This is a genomic window from Nonomuraea sp. 3N208 (assembly GCF_052245935.1).
GTDB lineage: Bacteria > Actinomycetota > Actinomycetes > Streptosporangiales > Streptosporangiaceae > Nonomuraea.
The window spans coordinates 143,252-160,859 of sequence record NZ_JBQQBR010000027.1; the positions used below are offsets into that span (position 1 = coordinate 143,252).

At 68.1% G+C, this 17,608-nt stretch carries 25 protein-coding genes; 9 read left to right on the forward strand and 16 right to left on the reverse strand.

Translation table 11 applies throughout. The features are described from left to right. Position 1: 1 nt before the first annotated feature. The gene (locus ACTWPT_RS35960) at positions 2-739 is read right to left on the reverse strand and encodes an SDR family oxidoreductase (protein ID WP_443181970.1); all 738 of its coding nucleotides are present in this window, start codon (positions 737-739) and stop codon (positions 2-4) included. A 151-nt stretch (positions 740-890) separates the two neighbouring features. Here ACTWPT_RS35960 and ACTWPT_RS35965 point away from each other — a divergent pair, with 151 nt between their 5' ends. Further along, positions 891-1,463, forward strand: coding sequence for a TetR-like C-terminal domain-containing protein (locus tag ACTWPT_RS35965; RefSeq protein WP_443181971.1), 573 nt, complete (start codon positions 891-893; stop codon positions 1,461-1,463). Positions 1,464-1,494: 31 nt separating this feature from the next. Here the strand turns inward: ACTWPT_RS35965 and ACTWPT_RS35970 are convergent, their stop codons facing one another. After that, positions 1,495-1,626: a hypothetical protein gene (locus ACTWPT_RS35970; protein WP_443181972.1), complete on the reverse strand. Its 132-nt coding sequence runs from the start codon at positions 1,624-1,626 to the stop codon at positions 1,495-1,497. A gap of 95 nt (positions 1,627-1,721) precedes the next feature. On the opposite strand from ACTWPT_RS35970, the gene ACTWPT_RS35975 reads away from it, so the two are divergent. Beyond that, positions 1,722-2,414, forward strand: coding sequence for an aspartate/glutamate racemase family protein (locus ACTWPT_RS35975; RefSeq protein WP_443181973.1), 693 nt, complete (start codon positions 1,722-1,724; stop codon positions 2,412-2,414). A gap of 21 nt (positions 2,415-2,435) precedes the next feature. Here the strand turns inward: ACTWPT_RS35975 and ACTWPT_RS35980 are convergent, their stop codons facing one another. After that, the gene (locus tag ACTWPT_RS35980) at positions 2,436-3,356 is read right to left on the reverse strand and encodes a helix-turn-helix transcriptional regulator (protein WP_443181974.1); all 921 of its coding nucleotides are present in this window, start codon (positions 3,354-3,356) and stop codon (positions 2,436-2,438) included. Between the two features lie 114 nt (positions 3,357-3,470). On the opposite strand from ACTWPT_RS35980, the gene ACTWPT_RS35985 reads away from it, so the two are divergent. Then, positions 3,471-4,169, forward strand: coding sequence for an SDR family NAD(P)-dependent oxidoreductase (locus ACTWPT_RS35985; protein WP_443181975.1), 699 nt, complete (start codon positions 3,471-3,473; stop codon positions 4,167-4,169). A 99-nt stretch (positions 4,170-4,268) separates the two neighbouring features. On the opposite strand, the gene ACTWPT_RS35990 is transcribed toward ACTWPT_RS35985, so the two are convergent. Further along, complete coding sequence (locus tag ACTWPT_RS35990) at positions 4,269-4,676, reverse strand: RidA family protein (protein ID WP_443181976.1); 408 nt, start codon at positions 4,674-4,676, stop codon at positions 4,269-4,271. Positions 4,677-4,817: 141 nt separating this feature from the next. On the opposite strand from ACTWPT_RS35990, the gene ACTWPT_RS35995 reads away from it, so the two are divergent. Continuing rightward, positions 4,818-5,198 (forward strand): winged helix-turn-helix transcriptional regulator, encoded by a 381-nt coding sequence (locus ACTWPT_RS35995; RefSeq protein ID WP_443181977.1) that lies wholly within the window; start codon positions 4,818-4,820, stop codon positions 5,196-5,198. 77 nt (positions 5,199-5,275) lie between these two features. On the opposite strand, the gene ACTWPT_RS36000 is transcribed toward ACTWPT_RS35995, so the two are convergent. Both ACTWPT_RS36000 and ACTWPT_RS36005 read right to left on the reverse strand, forming a co-directional pair. Beyond that, positions 5,276-6,019, reverse strand: coding sequence for an SDR family oxidoreductase (locus ACTWPT_RS36000; protein ID WP_443181978.1), 744 nt, complete (start codon positions 6,017-6,019; stop codon positions 5,276-5,278). A 53-nt stretch (positions 6,020-6,072) separates the two neighbouring features. After that, positions 6,073-7,008 (reverse strand): SDR family oxidoreductase, encoded by a 936-nt coding sequence (locus tag ACTWPT_RS36005; RefSeq protein WP_443181979.1) that lies wholly within the window; start codon positions 7,006-7,008, stop codon positions 6,073-6,075. Positions 7,009-7,069: 61 nt separating this feature from the next. On the opposite strand from ACTWPT_RS36005, the gene ACTWPT_RS36010 reads away from it, so the two are divergent. The 3 genes from ACTWPT_RS36010 to ACTWPT_RS36020 all read left to right on the forward strand — a co-directional run bounded on the left by ACTWPT_RS36010 (position 7,070) and on the right by ACTWPT_RS36020 (position 9,345). Then, positions 7,070-7,648, forward strand: a complete 579-nt coding sequence (locus ACTWPT_RS36010; RefSeq protein WP_443181980.1) for a helix-turn-helix domain-containing protein — start codon at positions 7,070-7,072, stop codon at positions 7,646-7,648. Between the two features lie 174 nt (positions 7,649-7,822). Then, positions 7,823-8,530 carry an SDR family NAD(P)-dependent oxidoreductase gene (locus ACTWPT_RS36015; RefSeq protein ID WP_443181981.1) on the forward strand — a complete coding sequence of 236 codons (708 nt, stop codon included), beginning with the start codon at positions 7,823-7,825 and terminating at the stop codon, positions 8,528-8,530. 68 nt (positions 8,531-8,598) lie between these two features. Next, the gene (locus ACTWPT_RS36020; protein ID WP_443181982.1) at positions 8,599-9,345 is read left to right on the forward strand and encodes a TetR/AcrR family transcriptional regulator; all 747 of its coding nucleotides are present in this window, start codon (positions 8,599-8,601) and stop codon (positions 9,343-9,345) included. A 274-nt stretch (positions 9,346-9,619) separates the two neighbouring features. On the opposite strand, the gene ACTWPT_RS36025 is transcribed toward ACTWPT_RS36020, so the two are convergent. Continuing rightward, complete coding sequence (locus ACTWPT_RS36025; RefSeq protein ID WP_443181983.1) at positions 9,620-9,787, reverse strand: hypothetical protein; 168 nt, start codon at positions 9,785-9,787, stop codon at positions 9,620-9,622. A gap of 4 nt (positions 9,788-9,791) precedes the next feature. On the opposite strand from ACTWPT_RS36025, the gene ACTWPT_RS36030 reads away from it, so the two are divergent. After that, positions 9,792-10,412 (forward strand): MmyB family transcriptional regulator, encoded by a 621-nt coding sequence (locus tag ACTWPT_RS36030; protein WP_443181984.1) that lies wholly within the window; start codon positions 9,792-9,794, stop codon positions 10,410-10,412. A gap of 121 nt (positions 10,413-10,533) precedes the next feature. Here ACTWPT_RS36030 and ACTWPT_RS36035 read toward each other — a convergent pair whose 3' ends face one another. The 4 genes from ACTWPT_RS36035 to ACTWPT_RS36050 all read right to left on the reverse strand — a co-directional run bounded on the left by ACTWPT_RS36035 (position 10,534) and on the right by ACTWPT_RS36050 (position 12,755). Further along, positions 10,534-11,034, reverse strand: coding sequence for a hypothetical protein (locus ACTWPT_RS36035; RefSeq protein WP_443181985.1), 501 nt, complete (start codon positions 11,032-11,034; stop codon positions 10,534-10,536). Positions 11,035-11,214: 180 nt separating this feature from the next. Next, the gene (locus tag ACTWPT_RS36040; protein WP_443182022.1) at positions 11,215-11,751 is read right to left on the reverse strand and encodes a cation:proton antiporter domain-containing protein; all 537 of its coding nucleotides are present in this window, start codon (positions 11,749-11,751) and stop codon (positions 11,215-11,217) included. 3 nt (positions 11,752-11,754) lie between these two features. Further along, positions 11,755-12,057, reverse strand: coding sequence for a hypothetical protein (locus ACTWPT_RS36045; RefSeq protein ID WP_443181986.1), 303 nt, complete (start codon positions 12,055-12,057; stop codon positions 11,755-11,757). A gap of 59 nt (positions 12,058-12,116) precedes the next feature. After that, on the reverse strand, positions 12,117-12,755 hold the full coding sequence (locus tag ACTWPT_RS36050; protein WP_443181987.1) for a serine hydrolase domain-containing protein: 639 nt from the start codon (positions 12,753-12,755) through the stop codon (positions 12,117-12,119). Between the two features lie 588 nt (positions 12,756-13,343). Here ACTWPT_RS36050 and ACTWPT_RS36055 point away from each other — a divergent pair. Continuing rightward, positions 13,344-13,487 carry a TetR family transcriptional regulator gene (locus ACTWPT_RS36055; RefSeq protein ID WP_443181988.1) on the forward strand — a complete coding sequence of 48 codons (144 nt, stop codon included), beginning with the start codon at positions 13,344-13,346 and terminating at the stop codon, positions 13,485-13,487. 149 nt (positions 13,488-13,636) lie between these two features. Here the strand turns inward: ACTWPT_RS36055 and ACTWPT_RS36060 are convergent, their stop codons facing one another. The 5 genes from ACTWPT_RS36060 to ACTWPT_RS36080 form a co-directional block, all read right to left on the reverse strand. After that, positions 13,637-14,845, reverse strand: a complete 1,209-nt coding sequence (locus tag ACTWPT_RS36060; RefSeq protein WP_443181989.1) for a cytochrome P450 — start codon at positions 14,843-14,845, stop codon at positions 13,637-13,639. Positions 14,846-15,157: 312 nt separating this feature from the next. Continuing rightward, positions 15,158-15,919 (reverse strand): ABC transporter permease, encoded by a 762-nt coding sequence (locus ACTWPT_RS36065; RefSeq protein ID WP_443181990.1) that lies wholly within the window; start codon positions 15,917-15,919, stop codon positions 15,158-15,160. 9 nt (positions 15,920-15,928) lie between these two features. Then, positions 15,929-16,693: an ABC transporter ATP-binding protein gene (locus tag ACTWPT_RS36070; protein WP_443181991.1), complete on the reverse strand. Its 765-nt coding sequence runs from the start codon at positions 16,691-16,693 to the stop codon at positions 15,929-15,931. Then, positions 16,693-17,106 (reverse strand): DUF1048 domain-containing protein, encoded by a 414-nt coding sequence (locus ACTWPT_RS36075; RefSeq protein WP_441118176.1) that lies wholly within the window; start codon positions 17,104-17,106, stop codon positions 16,693-16,695. The genes ACTWPT_RS36070 and ACTWPT_RS36075 overlap by 1 nt, the downstream gene beginning before the upstream one ends. Beyond that, on the reverse strand, positions 17,103-17,438 hold the full coding sequence (locus ACTWPT_RS36080) for a PadR family transcriptional regulator (protein WP_443181992.1): 336 nt from the start codon (positions 17,436-17,438) through the stop codon (positions 17,103-17,105). The genes ACTWPT_RS36075 and ACTWPT_RS36080 overlap by 4 nt, the downstream gene beginning before the upstream one ends. Between the last annotated feature and the right edge of the window lie 170 nt (positions 17,439-17,608).

Below are 17,608 nucleotides of genomic sequence, written 5' to 3' on the forward strand. Positions count from 1 at the left end.
CTCAGGCAGCGCCGCCGTTGACGTAGAGAACCTGGCCGTTCACCCAGCGCGCGGGCCCCGCGAGGAAGGCGACGGTCTCGGCGATGTCCTCCGGGGTGCCGAGCCGTCCCATCGGGTTCATCGAGGCGATCTGGTCGATCGTCTCCTGGCTCTTGCCCTCGAAGAACAGGGGCGTCGCGGTGGGGCCGGGCGCGACGGCGTTGACCGTGATGTCCCGGCCGCGCAGCTCGCGCGCGAGGATCAGCGTCAGCGCCTCTACGGCTCCCTTGGACGCGGCATACGCGCCGTAGCTCGGGATCTGCAGCCGGGTGACCGACGTGGAGAAGTTGATGATCGCGCCCCTGCCGCGCAGACGTTGGGCGGCAAGCTGGTCGACGACGAACGTCCCGCGGACGTTGGTGCGCTGGATGCGGTCAAAGGTGTCGAGATCCATCTGCGCGACAGGTGCGAGCGGCATGATGCCCGCGGTGTGGACGACGACGTCGAGTCCGCCGAACTCGCGATCCGCGACGTCGAACACTGCAGCCATCGCCGTCTCGTCCGCCACGTCCGCACCCGCGACGACCGCGCGGCCCCCGGCGCGGGTCACCGCTTTCGCCGTGTCCTCGGCGCGGTCCCTGCTGCCTGCGTAGTGCACGACGACGGCAAAGCCGTCGGCGGCCAGACGCTCCGCGCTCGCCCTGCCGATACCGCCGGATCCGCCGGTGACGAGCGCGACGCGCTCTGCGTTGTTCACCATGTCTGAGCCTCCGATAGGATATGAACAAGTTGTTCACATATGACGATACATGGAAATGAACAGATAGTCCATAAGTGAGGTGACGATGTCCGAGAGCATTGCCGACCGACGCGGGCGAGGTCGCCGGCCGGCCGCAGAGGTGCGCGCTGCGGTGCTGACGGCGGCCGGGCACATCCTGCTGCGAGACGGCGTGCAAGCGGTCACGTTCGACCGCGTGGCGATGGAAGCGGGATCGAGCAAGACGACCCTCTACAAGTGGTGGCCGTCGCCGGGTGCGCTCGCGGCCGAGGCTTACTTCGCCCAGAGCCAACGGGTGCTGGACTTTCCCGATACCGGTGACGTGCGTGCCGATCTGATCACTCAGCTCGGCGCGTTCGTCCGCTGGCTGAAGGACGAAGGTGCGGAGAAGCCCGTGTCCGAGCTCGTCGGCGCGGCCCAGATGGACGAGAGCCTCGCCCACGCTTGGTCGGAGAGTTACGCGCTCCCCCGGCGCGAGCTCGCCCGGCAACGTCTGCGCATCGCTCAGCGGCAAGGTCAGCTGCGCGAGGACGCGGACCTCGACGTCATCGTGGACCAGCTGTGGGGCGCCTGCTATCACCGGTTACTCGTGCTCAGGGTGCCCTTCGACGAATCGATCGTCGAGCGCCTGGTCGACCATGCGCTCTACGGGTCGGCACCGCGCGGAGGGGACCAACCGGCCACCGCACGTCAACGCCCCGACTGACCCCGACCGAGACTGCTCTGAAACGACAAGTTCACAGTCCGTCCGCTCCCCGGCGGGCGACGTCGGTGGCCGATCCTCTGAGGTGGATGTGTCGGCCATCGGGGCCGGCGCCTTCGAGTTCCCAGTCGAGCAGGAACAGCGCGAGGTCGTTCGACACGATCATGTGGCCCGCATCCGGACGATTGAACAGCTTTTGGTCTCCGAAATGAGCAGGCACTTCGTCTAGCCTGCCGGCACAAGCTGGCGAAACGGAGTTCCATGCGTACTATCGGTCTCATCGGCGGGTTGAGCTGGGAATCGACGGTGATCTACTACCAGATCATCAACCAGCGGGTACGCGAGCGACTCGGCGGCAGCCATTCCGCCAACAGCCTCATCTGGTCGGTCGACTACACGACCGTCGAGGACCTCATCTTCGCCGACCGCTGGGACGAGGTGAGCACGCTGCTGGCCGGTGCGGGCAGGAAATTGGAGGATCTCGGCGCCGAGGTCCTGCTCATCTGCAGCAACACCTTCAGCCGGGTGAGCGACGACGTGGCCGGGGCCGCGAGCGTGCCCGTGCTGCACATCGCCGATGCCGTCGGCGCCGAGGTCCGCGCCAGGGGAATGCGCAAGGTCGGTCTGCTGGGCACTCACTTCACCATGGAGCAGCCCTTCTACCGGGATCGGCTGGCCGCCCACGGCTTCGACGTGGTCGTCCCGCGGCGCGAGCAGCGGGAACTGGTCCATCGCGTGATCTTCGACGAACTGGTGCGCGGAGTACTCCGGGAATCGTCCAGGGACGCGTACGCCCAGATCATCGCCGATCTCGCAGACGACGGCGCCGAAGGCGTCATCCTCGGCTGCACGGAGATCGAGCTCCTGATCAGTGAGAAAGACACCACCATCCCGGTGCTGCCGAGCGCTCGGCTGCACGCGGAGGCGGCGGCCGGCCTCGCCCTGGCCGACTGACACACTCTCGGTCGCGTTCGTTCACGGTGGTAGGGCTCGCGCGCCCGGGTAGGGCCGACGGCCCGGTGCTCGCCCGGTCGCAGCGGCGCCATGGCGCGGACCAGCGATCGCGGCGAGGCGCAGCTTGTCCTCGTCCGCGCTGCCGGGCACGGCGGTCATGATCACGATCTTGAGCTCGGAGTCACCGTCGGTCAGCACGTCGCAGTCCACTGTGACCGGCCCCACCGAGGGGTGCTGGATCGTTTTGTGGTCCTCGCGGTGAGTGGCGACTGTACCGGTCGCCCATAGTTCGGCGAACCTTTGGTTGCCCGCACTCAGTATGAGGACCAGCTTTGCCAGGCGCGGGTCGTTGGGGAAGCGGCCGGTGGCGCGGCGCAGGTCGGACACGACTGCGGCGTCGGTGGCGTCCCTGTCGAGTTCGGCCACAGGCCATTGCGCGAGGCGCGTGGGACCGGTATCGACCGGGAACCTGTCGCGCGCGAAATTACGCAGAGGCGGGGGCGAGGAGGAGGGATCGCCGACCAGCGCAGCCCAGCTGCGGTTCCACCAGATCAGCTGCCAATCCGCCGCGAACACGGCGACCGCGACGTCCCCGAGCCGGGTGAGCACACGGTGAACGCCGGGTGGGATGTGGTCGGAGATCGCGCCGTCCGCCGGCGGGATGAGGTGGGCCAGCCGGTAGAGATGATCCCGCTCGGCGGTGGACAGCTGCAGGGCACGTGCCAGAGACGCCACCACCTGCGCCGAGGGCGTGGTGGCCCGCCCCTGCTCCAGGCGCACGACGTAGTCGACCGACACGCCGGCGAGTTCGGCGAGCTCTTCGCGGCGTAGCCCGAGCGCGCGGCGTGTCCGGCCTACCGGCAGCGCCGCGGCCGACGGGGGCAGCCGATCCCGCCACGTGCGGATCATCTCACCTAGCCCGGCCCCGGGTGTCGCCGTCATGATGCCCATTCTCCCGCATCCTGGGTCGTCAGAGGTGGCGTCGATGGTGGTACTGCTCCTCCTACCGTTGAGGCGTCCCTGGCCCGGGTGTCACGGTGGACGAACAATGAACGCATGACGATCATCTTCATCACCGGAGCGAACAAGGGGCTCGGCCGAGAGACCGCCCGCCGCCTCCTCGAACTTGGTCACACCGTGCTTGTCGGAGCCCGCGACCCAGAACGGGGCGCGGAGGCCGCCGCCACACTCGGCGCGCGGTTCGTCCCCATCGACGTGACCGACGACGCGTCCGTCACCGCTGCGGCCGCGAATGTCGCCGAGCACGAGGGCTTGATCGATGTTCTGATCAACAACGCCGGCATCCACGGCCCCTTCGGAGATCCCAGCACCCTCACCGGTGCCGACGCCCTCGCTGTCTTCGACGTCAACCTCGCCGGTGTGGTCCGAACGACTACCGCGTTCCTGCCGCTGCTGCGCCGATCATCAGACCCGGTCATCATCAATGTCAGCAGTGGAATGGGCTCGCTCGCCTACACCCACGACCCGTCGCGGGCCGAGTCTATGGTCATCACGCCGCTCTACACCGCCTCGAAGGCGGCCCTGACGATGCTGACCACTCAATACGCCAAAGCATTCCCAAACATCCGCATCAATGCCGCCGATCCCGGCTACACGGCGACCGACCTCAACGGCCACGCCGGCCCCCAGACCGTCACCGAAGGGACGGACGCGATCGTCGGCCTCGCAACCGAAAAGTCTGGTGCCGGCTCCGGACGCTTCGTCGACCGAACCGGTGAGATCGCCTGGTCGTGACCCGGCAGACACGTGGCTCGGCTGGGCGACCGAGCACGCTGGTCGGCCACTGAGCGAGGTAGTTGGTCACATCGGCGCTCAGTGGCCAAGAGCATCTCTTCAGTCGAGGATTGCAATGGCTTCGATCTCGACCAGATGGTCGGGGACGTCCAGTGCCGCAACGCCCAGCAGCGTGGCCGGTGGGACCGGAGTGACCCCCAGCTTCGCGGCAGCCCGCGAGATCCCCTCCAGGAGCGAGGGCATCTTGTCGGGGGTCCAGTCGACGACGTGGACGGTCAGTTTCGCCACGTCGTCGAAGGAACCGCCGACCTCGGCCAGGGCGGTGGCGATGTTGAGGTAGCACTGCTCGACCTGCGCGGCGAGGTCGCCTTCGCCGACCGTGATCCCCTCGGCGTCCCAGGCGACCTGCCCGGCGATGAAGACCAGTCTCGACCCCGATGCGATCGACACCTGCCGGTAGACATCGATTTCGGGCAATCCGCTGGGGTTCACCAGTGTGATGGCCATGCCACATGCCTCCTTCTCTGGGAGCCCGTGGGCCTGCGTCCGCCGGACCAGGACACCCGTGCTCTCTTGCAGTTACTCAGAAACTATAAGAGAGTATTCGCTGACGTGGAAGAACGCACCTTTCAGTGACTGGGGAACCTGATGGTGACCAAGCAGTTCAGAGGCTCGTCCGACGAAGCGGACCTGAGGCGCGCGGACTCCCTGGCGCGGGAGATCTTCTCGGATGTCGCCAACAAGTGGGCGTTGCTGATCATCGAGGCTCTCGGTGAGCGCACCCTGCGCTTCAGCGAGCTGCGGGACGAGGTCGAGGGCATCAGCCACAAGATGCTCACCCAGAACCTGCGCATGCTGGAGCGCAACGGCCTGGCCGAGCGAAAGGTGCACCCGACCGTGCCGCCGCGAGTCGAGTACACCCTCACTGAGCCGGGCCAAGCCCTGCGAGCAACGGTCGATCTGATCTGCGGCTGGACCTACCAGTACTTCGGTCACATCGAGGGCGCCCGCCGCCGCTTCGACGCCTGACGGCTCGGACCGCGTAGGCGGGACGAGGGGCGGCGGCACCCTCGTCCGGGAGTGGGTGCCGCCCCGTTGGCGCGGCGTCAGAGCTGCGAGCCCCCGCCGTCGACGACAAGCTCGGCGCCAGTGGTGTATGTGGCGTCGAACGCGAGGAACGCCATGGCTCTGGCGACTTCGTCGGGTGTGCCCAAGCGCAGCATGGGGTTGGCGGCGGCCATCTGAGCCTTGGTCTGCTCGGCGGCCTCCTTGGGCATGGATTTCTCCAAGATCCCGGTGTCGATGGGGCCGGGGCTGACCGCGTTGACGCGGATGTTTCGTGGGAGCAGCTCCTGAGCGAGGCTGCGAGTCATGGAGCGGAGCGCGGCCTTGCTCGCCGCGTACGCGCTGAGCATCGGTATGCCCTTCACGTTGGCGACCGAGGTGGTGATCACCACGGCGCCGCCGTCCGCCAGCAGCGGTGCCAGCTTTTGCACTGTGAAGTACGGGCCCTTGGCGTTGGTGGTCAGCAGCTGGTCGTACAGCTCCTCGCTGGTCGCCTCGAATGGCGCGAAGCCGTTGATGCCGGCGTTGGCGAACAGGGCGTCGATGGTGCCCAGCTCCGCCTTCACCAGGTCGGCCAGGGCGTCGATGTCGCGCGCCGAAGCCGCGTCGCTGCTGACGGCGATCGCGTTGTCACCGAGCTGCTCGCGGGCGGTGTCCAGCCTGGCCTGGTCGCGGCCGGTGATCAGGACGCGCGCGCCTCCGTCGACCAGAAGCCGCGCGGTGGCCAGGCCGAACCCGCTGCTGCCTCCCGTGATCACGGCGCTCATGCCGTCGTACTTACCCATGTCGTGGACGTCCTCCGGTGCGTGAGAAATGTGTTCCGAAGCGGGGTGGTGGTTCAGGGCTGGTCGTAGTGGCCCGCGGCGATGTCCTCCAGGAGGGTGGGGCCGGTGGGGCGCCAGCCGAGCAAGTCGCGCGTGATCTTGCTCGTGGCGACGAAGTCGGCGGCCAGGAACCTGCCGATGAACGGGATCTCGTCGGCGATCTGCTCTGCCGGGGCGGACTTCGCCGGCACGCCGAGACGGGCGGCGAGTGCTTCGGCGATCCGCTGGAGGGGCACGCCCTCTTCGGCGGCGGCGTGCAGGATCGTGCCTGCGGGGGCGTTCTCGAGCCCGAGCCGGACCAGGCGTGCGGCGTCGGACCGGTGGACGGCAGGCCAGCGATTGTGCCCCTCGCCTGCGTAGAGGGAGGCTCCGCGTCGTCGGGCGGCTTGGGCGACGATGGAGACGAAGCCGTGGTCGCCCTCGCCGTGGACGGTCGGCGCGAAGCGGACAGGGATGACGCGTACGCCACGGTCGGCGTAGGTCAGGGCGAGGTTCTCGGCGCCGCCGCGCGGTGAGTCCGGGCCGACGGCGGGATTGGGATCCCGCTCTGTCAAGGGCCGTCCGAGGCCGGGCACAGCGAGGCCGGCCGCGAGCACGAACGGCCGATCAGACCCCGCGAGCGTGTCGCTGATGGTCTGGACCGCGGCCCGTTCGGCGCGGTTGGAGACCTCGGGGTGGGCCCAATCGTGCTTGTTCGCGAGGTGGACCACGCCGTCGGCCGCGTTCGCGCCCTGGCGGATCTGATCGAGGTCGTCGAGGTCACCGCGGTGGACGTCCGCCCCGAGGTCTTTGATGACGGATGCCGATGCCTCGGAGCGGGTCAGGCCGGTCACCTCGTGACCGGCGGCGATGAGCTCGGCGACGACGGCGCGGCCGATGAATCCGGACGCTCCGGTGATGAAGACGTGCATGGTGTGCTCGCTTCCACTGTTGATGTCAGAGACTGACATCAAGCAGCATAGCGCTGATGTCAGGCTATGTCATCACTCTGGTTCCGGTTACGATCCAGAGATGGCACGTTGGGCACCTGGGGCGTCAGATCGTCTGCAGCGGGCGGCGATGGAGCTGTTCGCCGAGGACGGCTTCGAGGCGACGACCGTGGCCGGGATCGCCGGGCGGGCCGGGGTGACCGAGCGGACGTTCTTCCGGCATTTCGCGGACAAGCGCGAGGTGTTGTTCGCCGGCGAGGAGCAGCTCGAGGCGGTCTTCGTGGACGCGATCGCCGACGCGCCGGCGGACGCGTCCCTGGCCGGCCTGCTCGTCGCGGCGCTCGATGCCGGGGGCCGGGCCCTGCAGGACGTGCGGGGTCGGGATTTCGCCCGCGTGCGAAACGAGATCATCATGGCGAACGAGCAGTTGCGGGAGCGCGAGCTGCTCAAGCTGGCGAAGCTCTCCCACGCCGTGACCGCCGCGCTCGTCGCACGCGGCATCGCCGATGTGACCGCTTGCCTTGCCGGTGAACTGGTCGTTCTAGTGTTCAAAACGGCCTTCGCCCGGTGGATCGCTCCCGATGAGACCCGCGCTCTGGTCGAACTGCAACGCGAAGGTCTCGCCGCGATCAGCGACCTGACACGTGCCGAGACCGTGTGACCCGACGTTGACGTCATCGATCTCCGCTTAGGGCGGGGGTCGGCCGTCATGAAAACCACCTGCCGTCGTCATACCTGCCAGCGTGCCCGCCCACCGTCTGGCCTGCCTGGTACTGCCGGTCCCAGGAAGGCCGGACGCCTGGCTGACCGAATGCTCCTGACGCACCGTGGAGACATGACGACAACACTGATCACCGGAGCGAACAAGGGTCTCGGCTTCGAGACCGCCCGCCGTCTCGTCGCCGCGGGCCACACCGTCTACATCGGCAGCCGGGACCCCGAGCGCGGCCGCTTGGCCGCCGAACAGTTGGGGGCGCGGACCGTGCAGCTCGATGTCACCGACGACGCCTCTGTCGCCGCCGCGGCCAAGACCATCGAGGCCGACGGTGGGCTGGACGTGCTGATCAACAACGCCGGTATCGAAGGACGGACCGAGGACAACGGCGTGATCGGCGCCGCGGACGTCACCGCCGACATGATGCGGGAGGTGTTTGAGACCAACGTCTTCGGCATGGTGCGGGTCATCCACGCGTTCCTGCCGCTGCTGCAGCGGGCCGCTTCCCCGGCCGTGGTCAACCTCAGCAGCGGCCTGGCCTCCCTCACCCGGCTGACGGCCGCCGGCACCCCGACCCACGCCTACCCCGGCGTCGCGTACCCGGCGTCGAAGACCGCGGTCAACATGATCACCGTGCAGTACGCGAAGGCGGTCCCGAACATGCGTATCAACGCGGTGGAGCCCGGTTTCACCAAGACGGACCTCAACGGGAACACCGGCGTCCAGACGGTCGAGCAGGGAGCCGAGATCATCGTCCGCATGGCGCAGGTCGGCCCCGACGGCCCCACTGGAGGCTACTTCGACGCGGAGGGACCCTTGCCCTGGTAAGCCTGAGCCCTGGCCGAAGATATCAGTGATACTCACACCGATACGGTGTTGGCCGTATCATTGCCTCTATGCCTAGGAGAACAAGGGCGGACACCTCCTCCGCCTCCATGCTGGAGGGGGCGGTCGGCGGGCGAGAGCTGACCCGCCAGCGGGTGATCGAGGCCGCGGCCGACCTCCTGGCGCGCGAGGGGCGTGAGGCGGTCACCACCCGAGCGGTCGCGGCCGCGGCCGGGGTGCAGCCCCCCGCGATCTACCGTCACTTCGACGACATGGACGGGCTACTGGACGCGGTGGCCGAGCACGGCTACGCCAAGTTCCTCGAGGCCAAGCACGCCGTCCCTGCGCCGGACGACCCCGTCGAGGATCTGCGAGCGGGCTGGGACCTCGCCGTCGAATTCGGGCTCGACAACCCCGCGCTCTACGCGATGATGTACGGCGAGCCCCGGCGCGGCACGGACTCGGCCGCGTTCAAGACCGGCATGGAGGTCCTCCTCGGGCGCATTCGCCGCCTCGCCGCCGCGGGCAGGCTACGCGTCGACGAACCGCTCGCCGCAGCCGTCATCCACGCCACGGCGCGCGGCGCCGTGCTCACCTGGCTGTCACTCCCCGAGGACCGGCGCGACCCGGCCTTGCTGACCACCATGCGCGAGTCCATGGTCACCGCCGTCACCACCGACAGGCCGGCCGTACGGGACCCGGGCCCCGCGGGCGCAGCCCGAGCACTCCGGGCCGTACTATCCCAGCAGACCACGCTCAGCGAGGCAGAGCAGCATCTCCTCGGCGAGTGGCTCGACCGCCTAGCCGCCCACAGGTAAGGCTGTCACGCAGGCTCGATGTTGTGCGTGCCTTGTCCGGAAACAGGAAGTTCAGCGTGGCGGCCTCGTGCGCCCACGGCCGCAGGCCGGGGACCAATCGCGCCAGATGGCCACGCAGGCTGTCGGCCTCGTCCGGGCCGTCGACACCGAAGGTGAACAACTGGTAGGGGAGACTGCAGGTCGGTACGGCTTCGGGCACGGCCGGTCCGCGGGCCAACGCTTCGTCGAGGGGCCGCATTTCGACGCTGGCCAACGGGCAGTGCGCACCGCCGGATCAGGTGTTGGGCAGTTGCTTGCGCAGGACGGTGCTCAGCGGGGTGGGTTCGTGGCCCAGCAAGGTGGCCAGGGCGGCATCGACGGTGGCGAATTCGGCGGCACGGCTGGCGACGAAGAAGTCGAGCAAATGGTCTGCATATTCGGCGGGGACGCTGTGATCCGTCAACCGTTTGTTCCACCTCTCCGACCGGCAGATCCCCCCGGTGGCGCACGGCCCCACCGCTCATGTCCAGCCCGGTCTGCTGGCCCTTCTGGACCAGCTCACCGCCACCCCTGCCCAGGTCATCACCGACCTGCACGAGACGCTCGTCCAGAACCCGTTGGCCATCGTGCTCGTCGGCCGACACCCGGTGCTGCGCGGCCTTGAAGCGAGCTTCGTCTACCGCTGGTTCACCGACCCCGAGGCCCGGACCCTCTATCCGCCAGAGGACCACCCCCACCAGTCCCGGGCCTTCGTCGCCGACCTCCAGGCGGTCGCCGCCCGGCGCGGAAGCGACACCGAGGTGACCCGGATGGTCGCCGTACTCCGGCGTCGCAGTGAGGAGTTCGCCACCCTCTGGGACGTCCACGACGTCGCCCTCCGGCGAACTGACCACAAACGCATCGTCCACCCCGCCCTGGGCGTCATCGAGGTGGCTTGTCACAGTCTCTTCAGCGAGGACGGACGCCAGCGCCTGCTGTGGTTCACCGCCCCGCCCGGCAGCGAAGGCTCCGCCCAGCTGGAACTGCTGTCCGTCATCGGCACGCAGGACATGCGCAGCACGGACGGACTCGGACGGCTACAAGCCTGAGCAGGGGCGGGGAGAACGCGCGGTTCCAGGGGCGTGGTGGGTCGGTGCCGGGGTCTCGCCTTCGGCGCGCGACCTGCCCGCCGACTCCTCCATGCCGTTCACCACGGTGAACGTCCGAGGATCACCCGGCGGCGCTGTGTCCCTCGGCGGCGTCCAGGGCGATCGTGCCGGTCGTGGCGCGCAGGGCGAACCCGTGGCGCCACCGCGTCTGCTCCTGCGGCGTGGCCGCCAGGCCGAGGTCTGCGGTGGTCAGGCGCCGCCAGACGCCGCCGGTCTCGGCGTACGAGGTGATCGTGGTGCCGCCCGACAGCACCAGGGCGAGGCGGTCTCCGGGCTCGAGCGACAGGCCGGCGCTGTTGGGTGCGTGGCGGAACTCGCCGTTGACCCGCACGTCGATGCCGATCTCCTTGCGGGTGTCGTTGTACCAGGCGCCGACGTAGTTGCTCTCGTCCTTGACCCGGCCGACGAACACGCTGTCCTCCGGCTCGCCGGTGCCCGCGAACCCGCCCAGGGTGATCACGGTGACCGTGTCGCCGGAGGACGGCGCCCCTGGCAAGGCGAACCAGCCGAAGAACGGGACCTGACCCTCGCCGGTGAGCCTGCCGCCCCCGGCCTTGATCATCGGCATCACCTCGTCGCTATAGGGCTGGTAGCCGTCGTAGCCGGCCCCCGCGGCGCCCGGCTGGTGGCGATCACGCGGGCGCCGTGACCGGCCGTCGCGGCGCCTGCCCCTTGAAGAACCGTCGAGCGCCCGTGCGGCGCCATCCAGGTCAAGAGAAGGCGAAGGACCTGGTACGGAGCCTCATGATGCCGAATCCCCTTGAGACCGTCCGCGCAACCGGCGCGCGGCGCCGAACCATGCCGGGACCTCACGCTCGTCATCGAAGCCACGGGCGATGACGATGTCGGTGGACGAATGCAGCAGGATCGACAGCACGATGGTGACCGCGACCAGCTGAAAGACCTCCTGAGCGGCGGCGATGCCGGAGGCGGAGAACCAGCGAGTCCGCTCCAGTTTGATCGCCGCCCACGGCACCGCGACGCCGATCAGCACGCCGAGTCCCAGCTCCATACCGAGCGCGTCCAGGTGCAGGTCCTCAGAGCCGGCGGCAATCGCCAGGAACAGCATGACGAACGGCAGCGCCAGCCCGTCGTTGACGCCCGACTCCACGTTGAGGAGTTGGCGCAGCCGGGGCGGCACTTTCTCATTGCCGACCAGCGCGGCGGCGAACACCGGATCGGTCGGGGCCAGGATCGCACCGATCAGCAGCGACTCGATCCAGCCCAGGCCGAGCAGGTAGTGCGCGCCGACGGCGGTGATGCCCAGGGTGAGCGGCAGGCCCTAGCCCAGGGCGCGGCCCGGCAACCGCCACGCGCTGCGCAGTTCCCTCCAGCCGACCCGCATGCCGTCGGTGAACAGCACGGCGAACAGCGCCAGCTCGGCCAGCGTCCCCACCAGCTCGTCGCCGGGTTGCACGGACACGACGCCGAGCACGCCGTCGCCGAGCACGAATCCGGCTGCCAGAAAGAGCAACGCGATGGTCACTACGGCGACCACAAGGCCGTACCGGGTGAACTGCCAGAATGCCGCCGGCAGCGCCAGCCGCTCGCACACCAAGAACGTCACCGGGGCGATCAGCAACACGGTGGTGACGTTGTCCAGCAGCGCCGAGGCACCTGCCGGCTGAGCCGGCTTGAACCCCGTCAGCCCGCGGCCTGCCCGCCGCAGAACACCTGCTTCACGAGCCCGTCCAGCAGCTTCTGGAAATGCTTTGCCGGGCCCCTGGTGGCCTCGTCCACCCAGGTCACCGAGCCGGTCAGGGTCTTACTGCCGTCGGGTGAGCTGTACATCAGCGCCCCGTAGCCGTGCGGGGGGCTGCCGTTGTGCTGGTAGACGGTGCCGCAACTCGGGCCCAGGTCCTGTACGAACAGCCCGAGGCCGTAGCCCATCTTCGTGTGCGGCTTGCGCATCTCGGCCAGCAGCGTGGCCGGCACGAGCTTGCCGCCGTTCAGCGCGGAGAAGAACGTGGCCAGGTCCTGGGTGGTCGCGATCAGGTCGCCGGCGCCGGCCAGCAGGGACAGGTTCTGGCGGGAGATGTCGACCACCTTCTGCTGACCGTCGTCCTGGTAGCGGTAGTAGCCGTGGGCGTGCGGCCCGGGGAGTTGCGTCCGGGTGCCCGCCGCCCTGGTGCCCGACATCCCGAGCGGCCGTAGGATCCGCCGCTGCAGCTGTTCGGCGTAGGTGCGGCCGGTGACCTTCTCGATCAGCAGCAGGGCCAGCGTGTAGTTGGTGTTGGAGTAGTTCTGGTCCGTCCCCGGCGCGAACCGCGGCGGCTTGGACAACGCCAGACCTACGTGTCGCCTTGGTGGAGCCCGACGGCCGGTTGGAGATCGTGCCGGCGAACTTCGTGCTCGACGGCGACGACGTGGTGTTCAGGACCACGCGGGCGGCAAGTTCAGGGCCATCGAGCACGGCATGCCGTTGTCATTTGAGGTGGACGATACGGAGTGCACCCTGCACGCGGCTGGAGCGTCCTGCTGAGCGGCTGGGCCGAGATCGTCGGTGACGCCGAAGACATACGCCGCCTGGAGGAGCTCCCCGAGGCTCCGTGGGTGGTGATGCGGGAGCCGGTGTTCGTGCGGTTGTGTCCAAGTGAGGCCAGCGGTCGTCGCTTGCCGCTCCATCCGCGTGCGTCGTGGTCGCGCAGGTCCAAGAGATCTGAGCCCCGCCGGGAGAATCATGCGTCCTGATGCATTCTTGACAGGTCACTTTGCCTCAGCCACATCATGCTGGAAGGGGACGGCGCTTCGGTAGTGCAGTGGTGCTGAGCCTTGCCTCAAGCGGTTCGCCTGCACTACGAGCGCGAACTGGGGTCATCGGGCTTCACCTGGCGATCGGTCATCCGGCGCAGGTCGGCATGCTCGTCGCCCATGAGCCTTCCGCGCTTCGACCAGGTGTCGATCACTCACGTGGCCGAGGCGGCCCAGGTGTCCAGGCGCACTCTATTCGCCTACTTTCCCGCCAAGGAGGACCTGAGCCCGCCCGCGTCATCCGCGACCGTCCCGCTGGAGTGACACCGAGGGTGGCGGCTTCGCTGACCGAGACGCCCTCGTCCCGGTGCCACCGGGATACGGGCAGAAATGGGCCGCGGACGCGATCGCCGCAGGCGAGCCGCCACAGCGAGTGGCGGGCGGCCGTACGCGCCCCCGTCACTGGCTCGGGGTCATGCGTCCCAGGTGACCGGGAGGCTCTTGACCCCGTAGATATCCGCGGTCTCCGGGCGCAGGGCAACCTCTTCAGCCGGTACGGCCAGGCGTAGGGTGGGGAAGCGGTTGATCAGGGCGGGGAGCGCGACGCGCATTTCGACGCGGGCGAGCTGCTGGCCCAGGCACTGGTGGATGCCGTGGCTGAAGGCCAGGTGGCCGCCGTCCTGCCTGTGCAGGTTGAGCGCGTGGGGGTTGGGGAAGCGTTCGGGGTCGCGGTTGGCGGTGTTGAGGGACAGGATGACCGTCGTACCGGCCGTGATGGTGTGGCCGCCCAGCTCGATGTCCTCCAGAGCGACCCTGTGGAACTGCTTGGCGACGCTCAGGTAGCGCAGCAGCTCTTCCACGGCCTGGTCGGTGAGCGTGGGCTCGGCGCGCAGCGCGGCGAGCTGGTCCGGGTTCTGCAGCAGCGCGAAGGTGCCCAGCGCCAGCATGTTCGCGGTGGTGTCGAACCCGGCCGACAGCAGGATCAGGGCCATCCCCTGCAGCTCCTCGTCGGTCAGGTCGCTGTCGAGCAGGTCGCTGAGCACGTCGTCGGTGGGGTTCGCGCGCTTGGCGGCCACCAGCTCCGCGAGGTACTGCTGGGTCGCGATGTAGGCCGCCATCAGCTCCTCGTCGCTGACCTCTCCGCCGAGGAACTTGTCGATGTTCTCCTGAAAGAAGCCCCGGTCCTCGTACGGCACCCCCAGCAGCTCACAGATCACGATGGCGGGGATCGGCTTGGCGAACGCGGTCACCAGGTCCGCCGACGGCCCGGCCTTCTCCATGGCGTCCAGGTGGTCGGCGGTGACCTGCTCGACGCGCTCGGTGAGCAGGCGCATCCGCCGTACGGTGAACTTGCCCACCAGCGGTTTGCGGTAGCGGCCGTGCTGAGGCTCGTCCATCAGCAGGAACTCGCCGGGCGGCGCCGGAGGGACCTCGATGTCGCCGTAGTCGATCAGCGGGTGGTGGCGCATGAGCTCCTTGCGTGAGCTGAACCGAGGGTCGGCCAGGACCGACCGGACCAGGTCGTAGCCGGTGATCAGCCAGCCCTGGTGCCCGTCGGGGAAGGGGAAGCGGCTGATCGGGCCGTGCTCGCGGGCCTCGATGAGCTCCTTGGGCGGGTCGAAGGGGCAGCCGGGCTGACGCTCGGTCGGCATCGTCGTGACGGTGTGGAGGGATTCAGTCATGATCTTTCCTTGTCTCGCGATAGGAGGTGTTGTGTGGAGCTCGAAGGGTGCGTGCCAGGAATGGCAGCGAGCCACCTGCTCTGGCCACGGTGGAGGCCGTTCGTCACTCGCACGGGCAAGGATCAGCGGCTGCCGCACGTGCTCCGAGCGGTCCGCTCACAACCCGATTTTTATCTCGCGCAAATCTCCTGGAAGCCTCCGCTCGGCGGCGCGAGACGAGCCGAGGGGGTGCTGTTCTGTTCAGGGCAACCGCGCCGCGATCTGCCTGTCCGACACGCTCATCGGGATCAAGACGTGCCCGATCGATACGCCCTAGGAGATCTTGCGGCGGTAGGTGTTCATGGCGAAGGCGTAGGCGACGATGAGGATGCCGACGCACCAGGCCAGGGCGATCCAGATGTCGGTGCCGACCGGCTGCTCGGTGAACAGGGCGCGGATGGCGTTGACGATGGAAGTCACCGGCTGGTTCTCGGCGAAGACGCGCAGCGGGCCGGGCATGGTGTCGGTGGGCACGAAGGCCGAGCTGAGGAAGGGCAGGAAGATGAGCGGGTAGGAGAACGCGCTCGCGCCTTCCATGGTCTTGGCGGACAGGCCGGGGATGACGGCGATCCAGGTCAACGCCAGGGTGAACAGGATCAGGATGCCCGCCACCGACAGCCACGCCAGCACTCCCGCCGAGGAGCGGAAACCCATGAGCAGGGCCACGAGCGTCACGACCACGAGCGAGATCAGATTGGCGACCAGCGAGGTCAGCACGTGCGCCCACAGCACCGACGACCGCGCGGTCGGCATGGACTGGAAGCGCTCGAAGATGCCGCCCTTCATGTCCATGAACAGCCGGTACGCGGTGTAGGCGATGCCCGAGGCGACCGTGATGAGCAGGATGCCGGGCAGCATGTAGTTCACATACGAATCCGACCCTGTTCTGATCGCGCCGCCGAACACGTAGACGAACATCAGCATCATGGCGATCGGCATGATCGCGGTGGTGATGATGGTGTCCGGGCTGCGCGTGATGTGGCGCAGGGAGCGTCCCAGCAGGACGGCGGTGTCGGTGAAGAAATGCTTGCTCATCGTTGTTCCTTATGCCTTCGTGCCGACGAGGGTGAGGAAGACGTCCTCGAGGGTCGGCTGCTTTTCGATGTATTCGACCTTGGCGGGTGGGAGCAGTTGCTTGAGCTCGTCCAGGGTGCCGTTGACGATGATCCGGCCCTCGTGGAGGATCGCGATCCGGTCGGCGAGTTGTTCGGCCTCGTCCAGGTACTGCGTGGTGAGCAGCACCGTTGTGCCGCGGCCGGCGAGTTCCTTGACGGCCTGCCAGACCTCGATGCGGGCCTGGGGGTCCAGGCCGGTGGTCGGCTCGTCGAGGAAGATGATCGGCGGGTTCCCGATGAGGCTCATCGCGATGTCCAGGCGGCGGCGCATGCCGCCGGAGTACGTCGCGACCTTTCGTCCGCCCGCGTCGGTGAGCGAGAAGCGGGCGAGCAGATCATCGGCGATCTCGCCGGGGTTCTTGAGATGCCGCAACCGGGCGACCAGCACGAGGTTCTCCCGCCCGGTGAGGATCTCATCGACGGCTGCGAACTGCCCCGTGAGGCTGATCGATTCGCGTACGTCCGCGGCCTGGGTGGCGACGTCGAAGCCGTTCACCCGTGCCGTCCCCGCGTCGGCCTTGAGCAGCGTGGACAGGATCTTCACGGCCGTGGTCTTGCCCGCCCCGTTGGAGCCGAGCAGGGCGAAGATGCTGCCCCGCGCCACGGTGAAGTCCACGCCGCGCAGCACCCGCAGCTCCTTGTACGCCTTCTCCAGGCCCTGCACCTGGATCGCCGCAGCTTGCTGTGTCGTCATCAGTCCGTCCTGTCCTTTGTCGTGGTGTTCTCGCCGGCGGCGCGCTCGATGGCGCTGGTGAAGCGGTTGCGTTCCCGGGTCCTGTATTGGCCGAGGGGGTAGTTGGCCATGAACGCCTCGACGAACTCCACCGGGTCCTCGCCGAAGATGTCGCGGATCGGGGTGCCGTCCGCCGCGCCCTGCTCGAACAGCTCGGCAAGGTCGTCGTACATCGCCATCGCACCGGCGCCGTCGGCCGGCCCGAAGTGCATCAGGTACCGCTCCAGCGCTTCGACCGCGATGCGGTAGTTCTCGGGAAGCTGCTTGATGCGTGCCTTGTACTGCCGGTAGCGCTTCTTCTCCTCCAGCGATCCGGTGACGATCTCCAGGTACTGCAGGTAGCGGCTCTTCGGCTCGTTTGATCCTGTGGTCATGTCGACTTGCCTCCCTTGCGGAGCTGTTCGAGCCGGTCGGCCAGGAAGCTCCAGGTCCGCCAGAACTCTTCGAGGTACTCCCGTCCCTGGTCGTTGAGGGAGTACACCTTGCGCGGCGGTCCCTTCTCCGACGGGACCTTCTCCACGTCGACGAGGCCGCGCTGCTCGATCCTGACCAGTAGCGCGTAGATGGTGCCCTCGGCGATGTCGGAGAAGCCCTGATCGCGCAGCCACGCCGTGATCTCGTAGCCGTATGCGGGCCGGCCGGACAGGATCGCCAGGACGATGCCCTCCAGCGTTCCTTTGAGCATCTCCGTCACGAGCTTGCCCATGGGACGCCTCCCTTTCGGCTACTTGGTGTTGCTGACTACCAGTACAAAGTAGCACTGACTACTAGTACTTAGCAACACCGAATAGCTGAGGTGCAAAGCGGAAGCTTGAGCGTGTGGGTGCGGGCGGCCTGATCGCTGTTCGTGAGCGAGTCCGTCATCCCTCAGGCCGA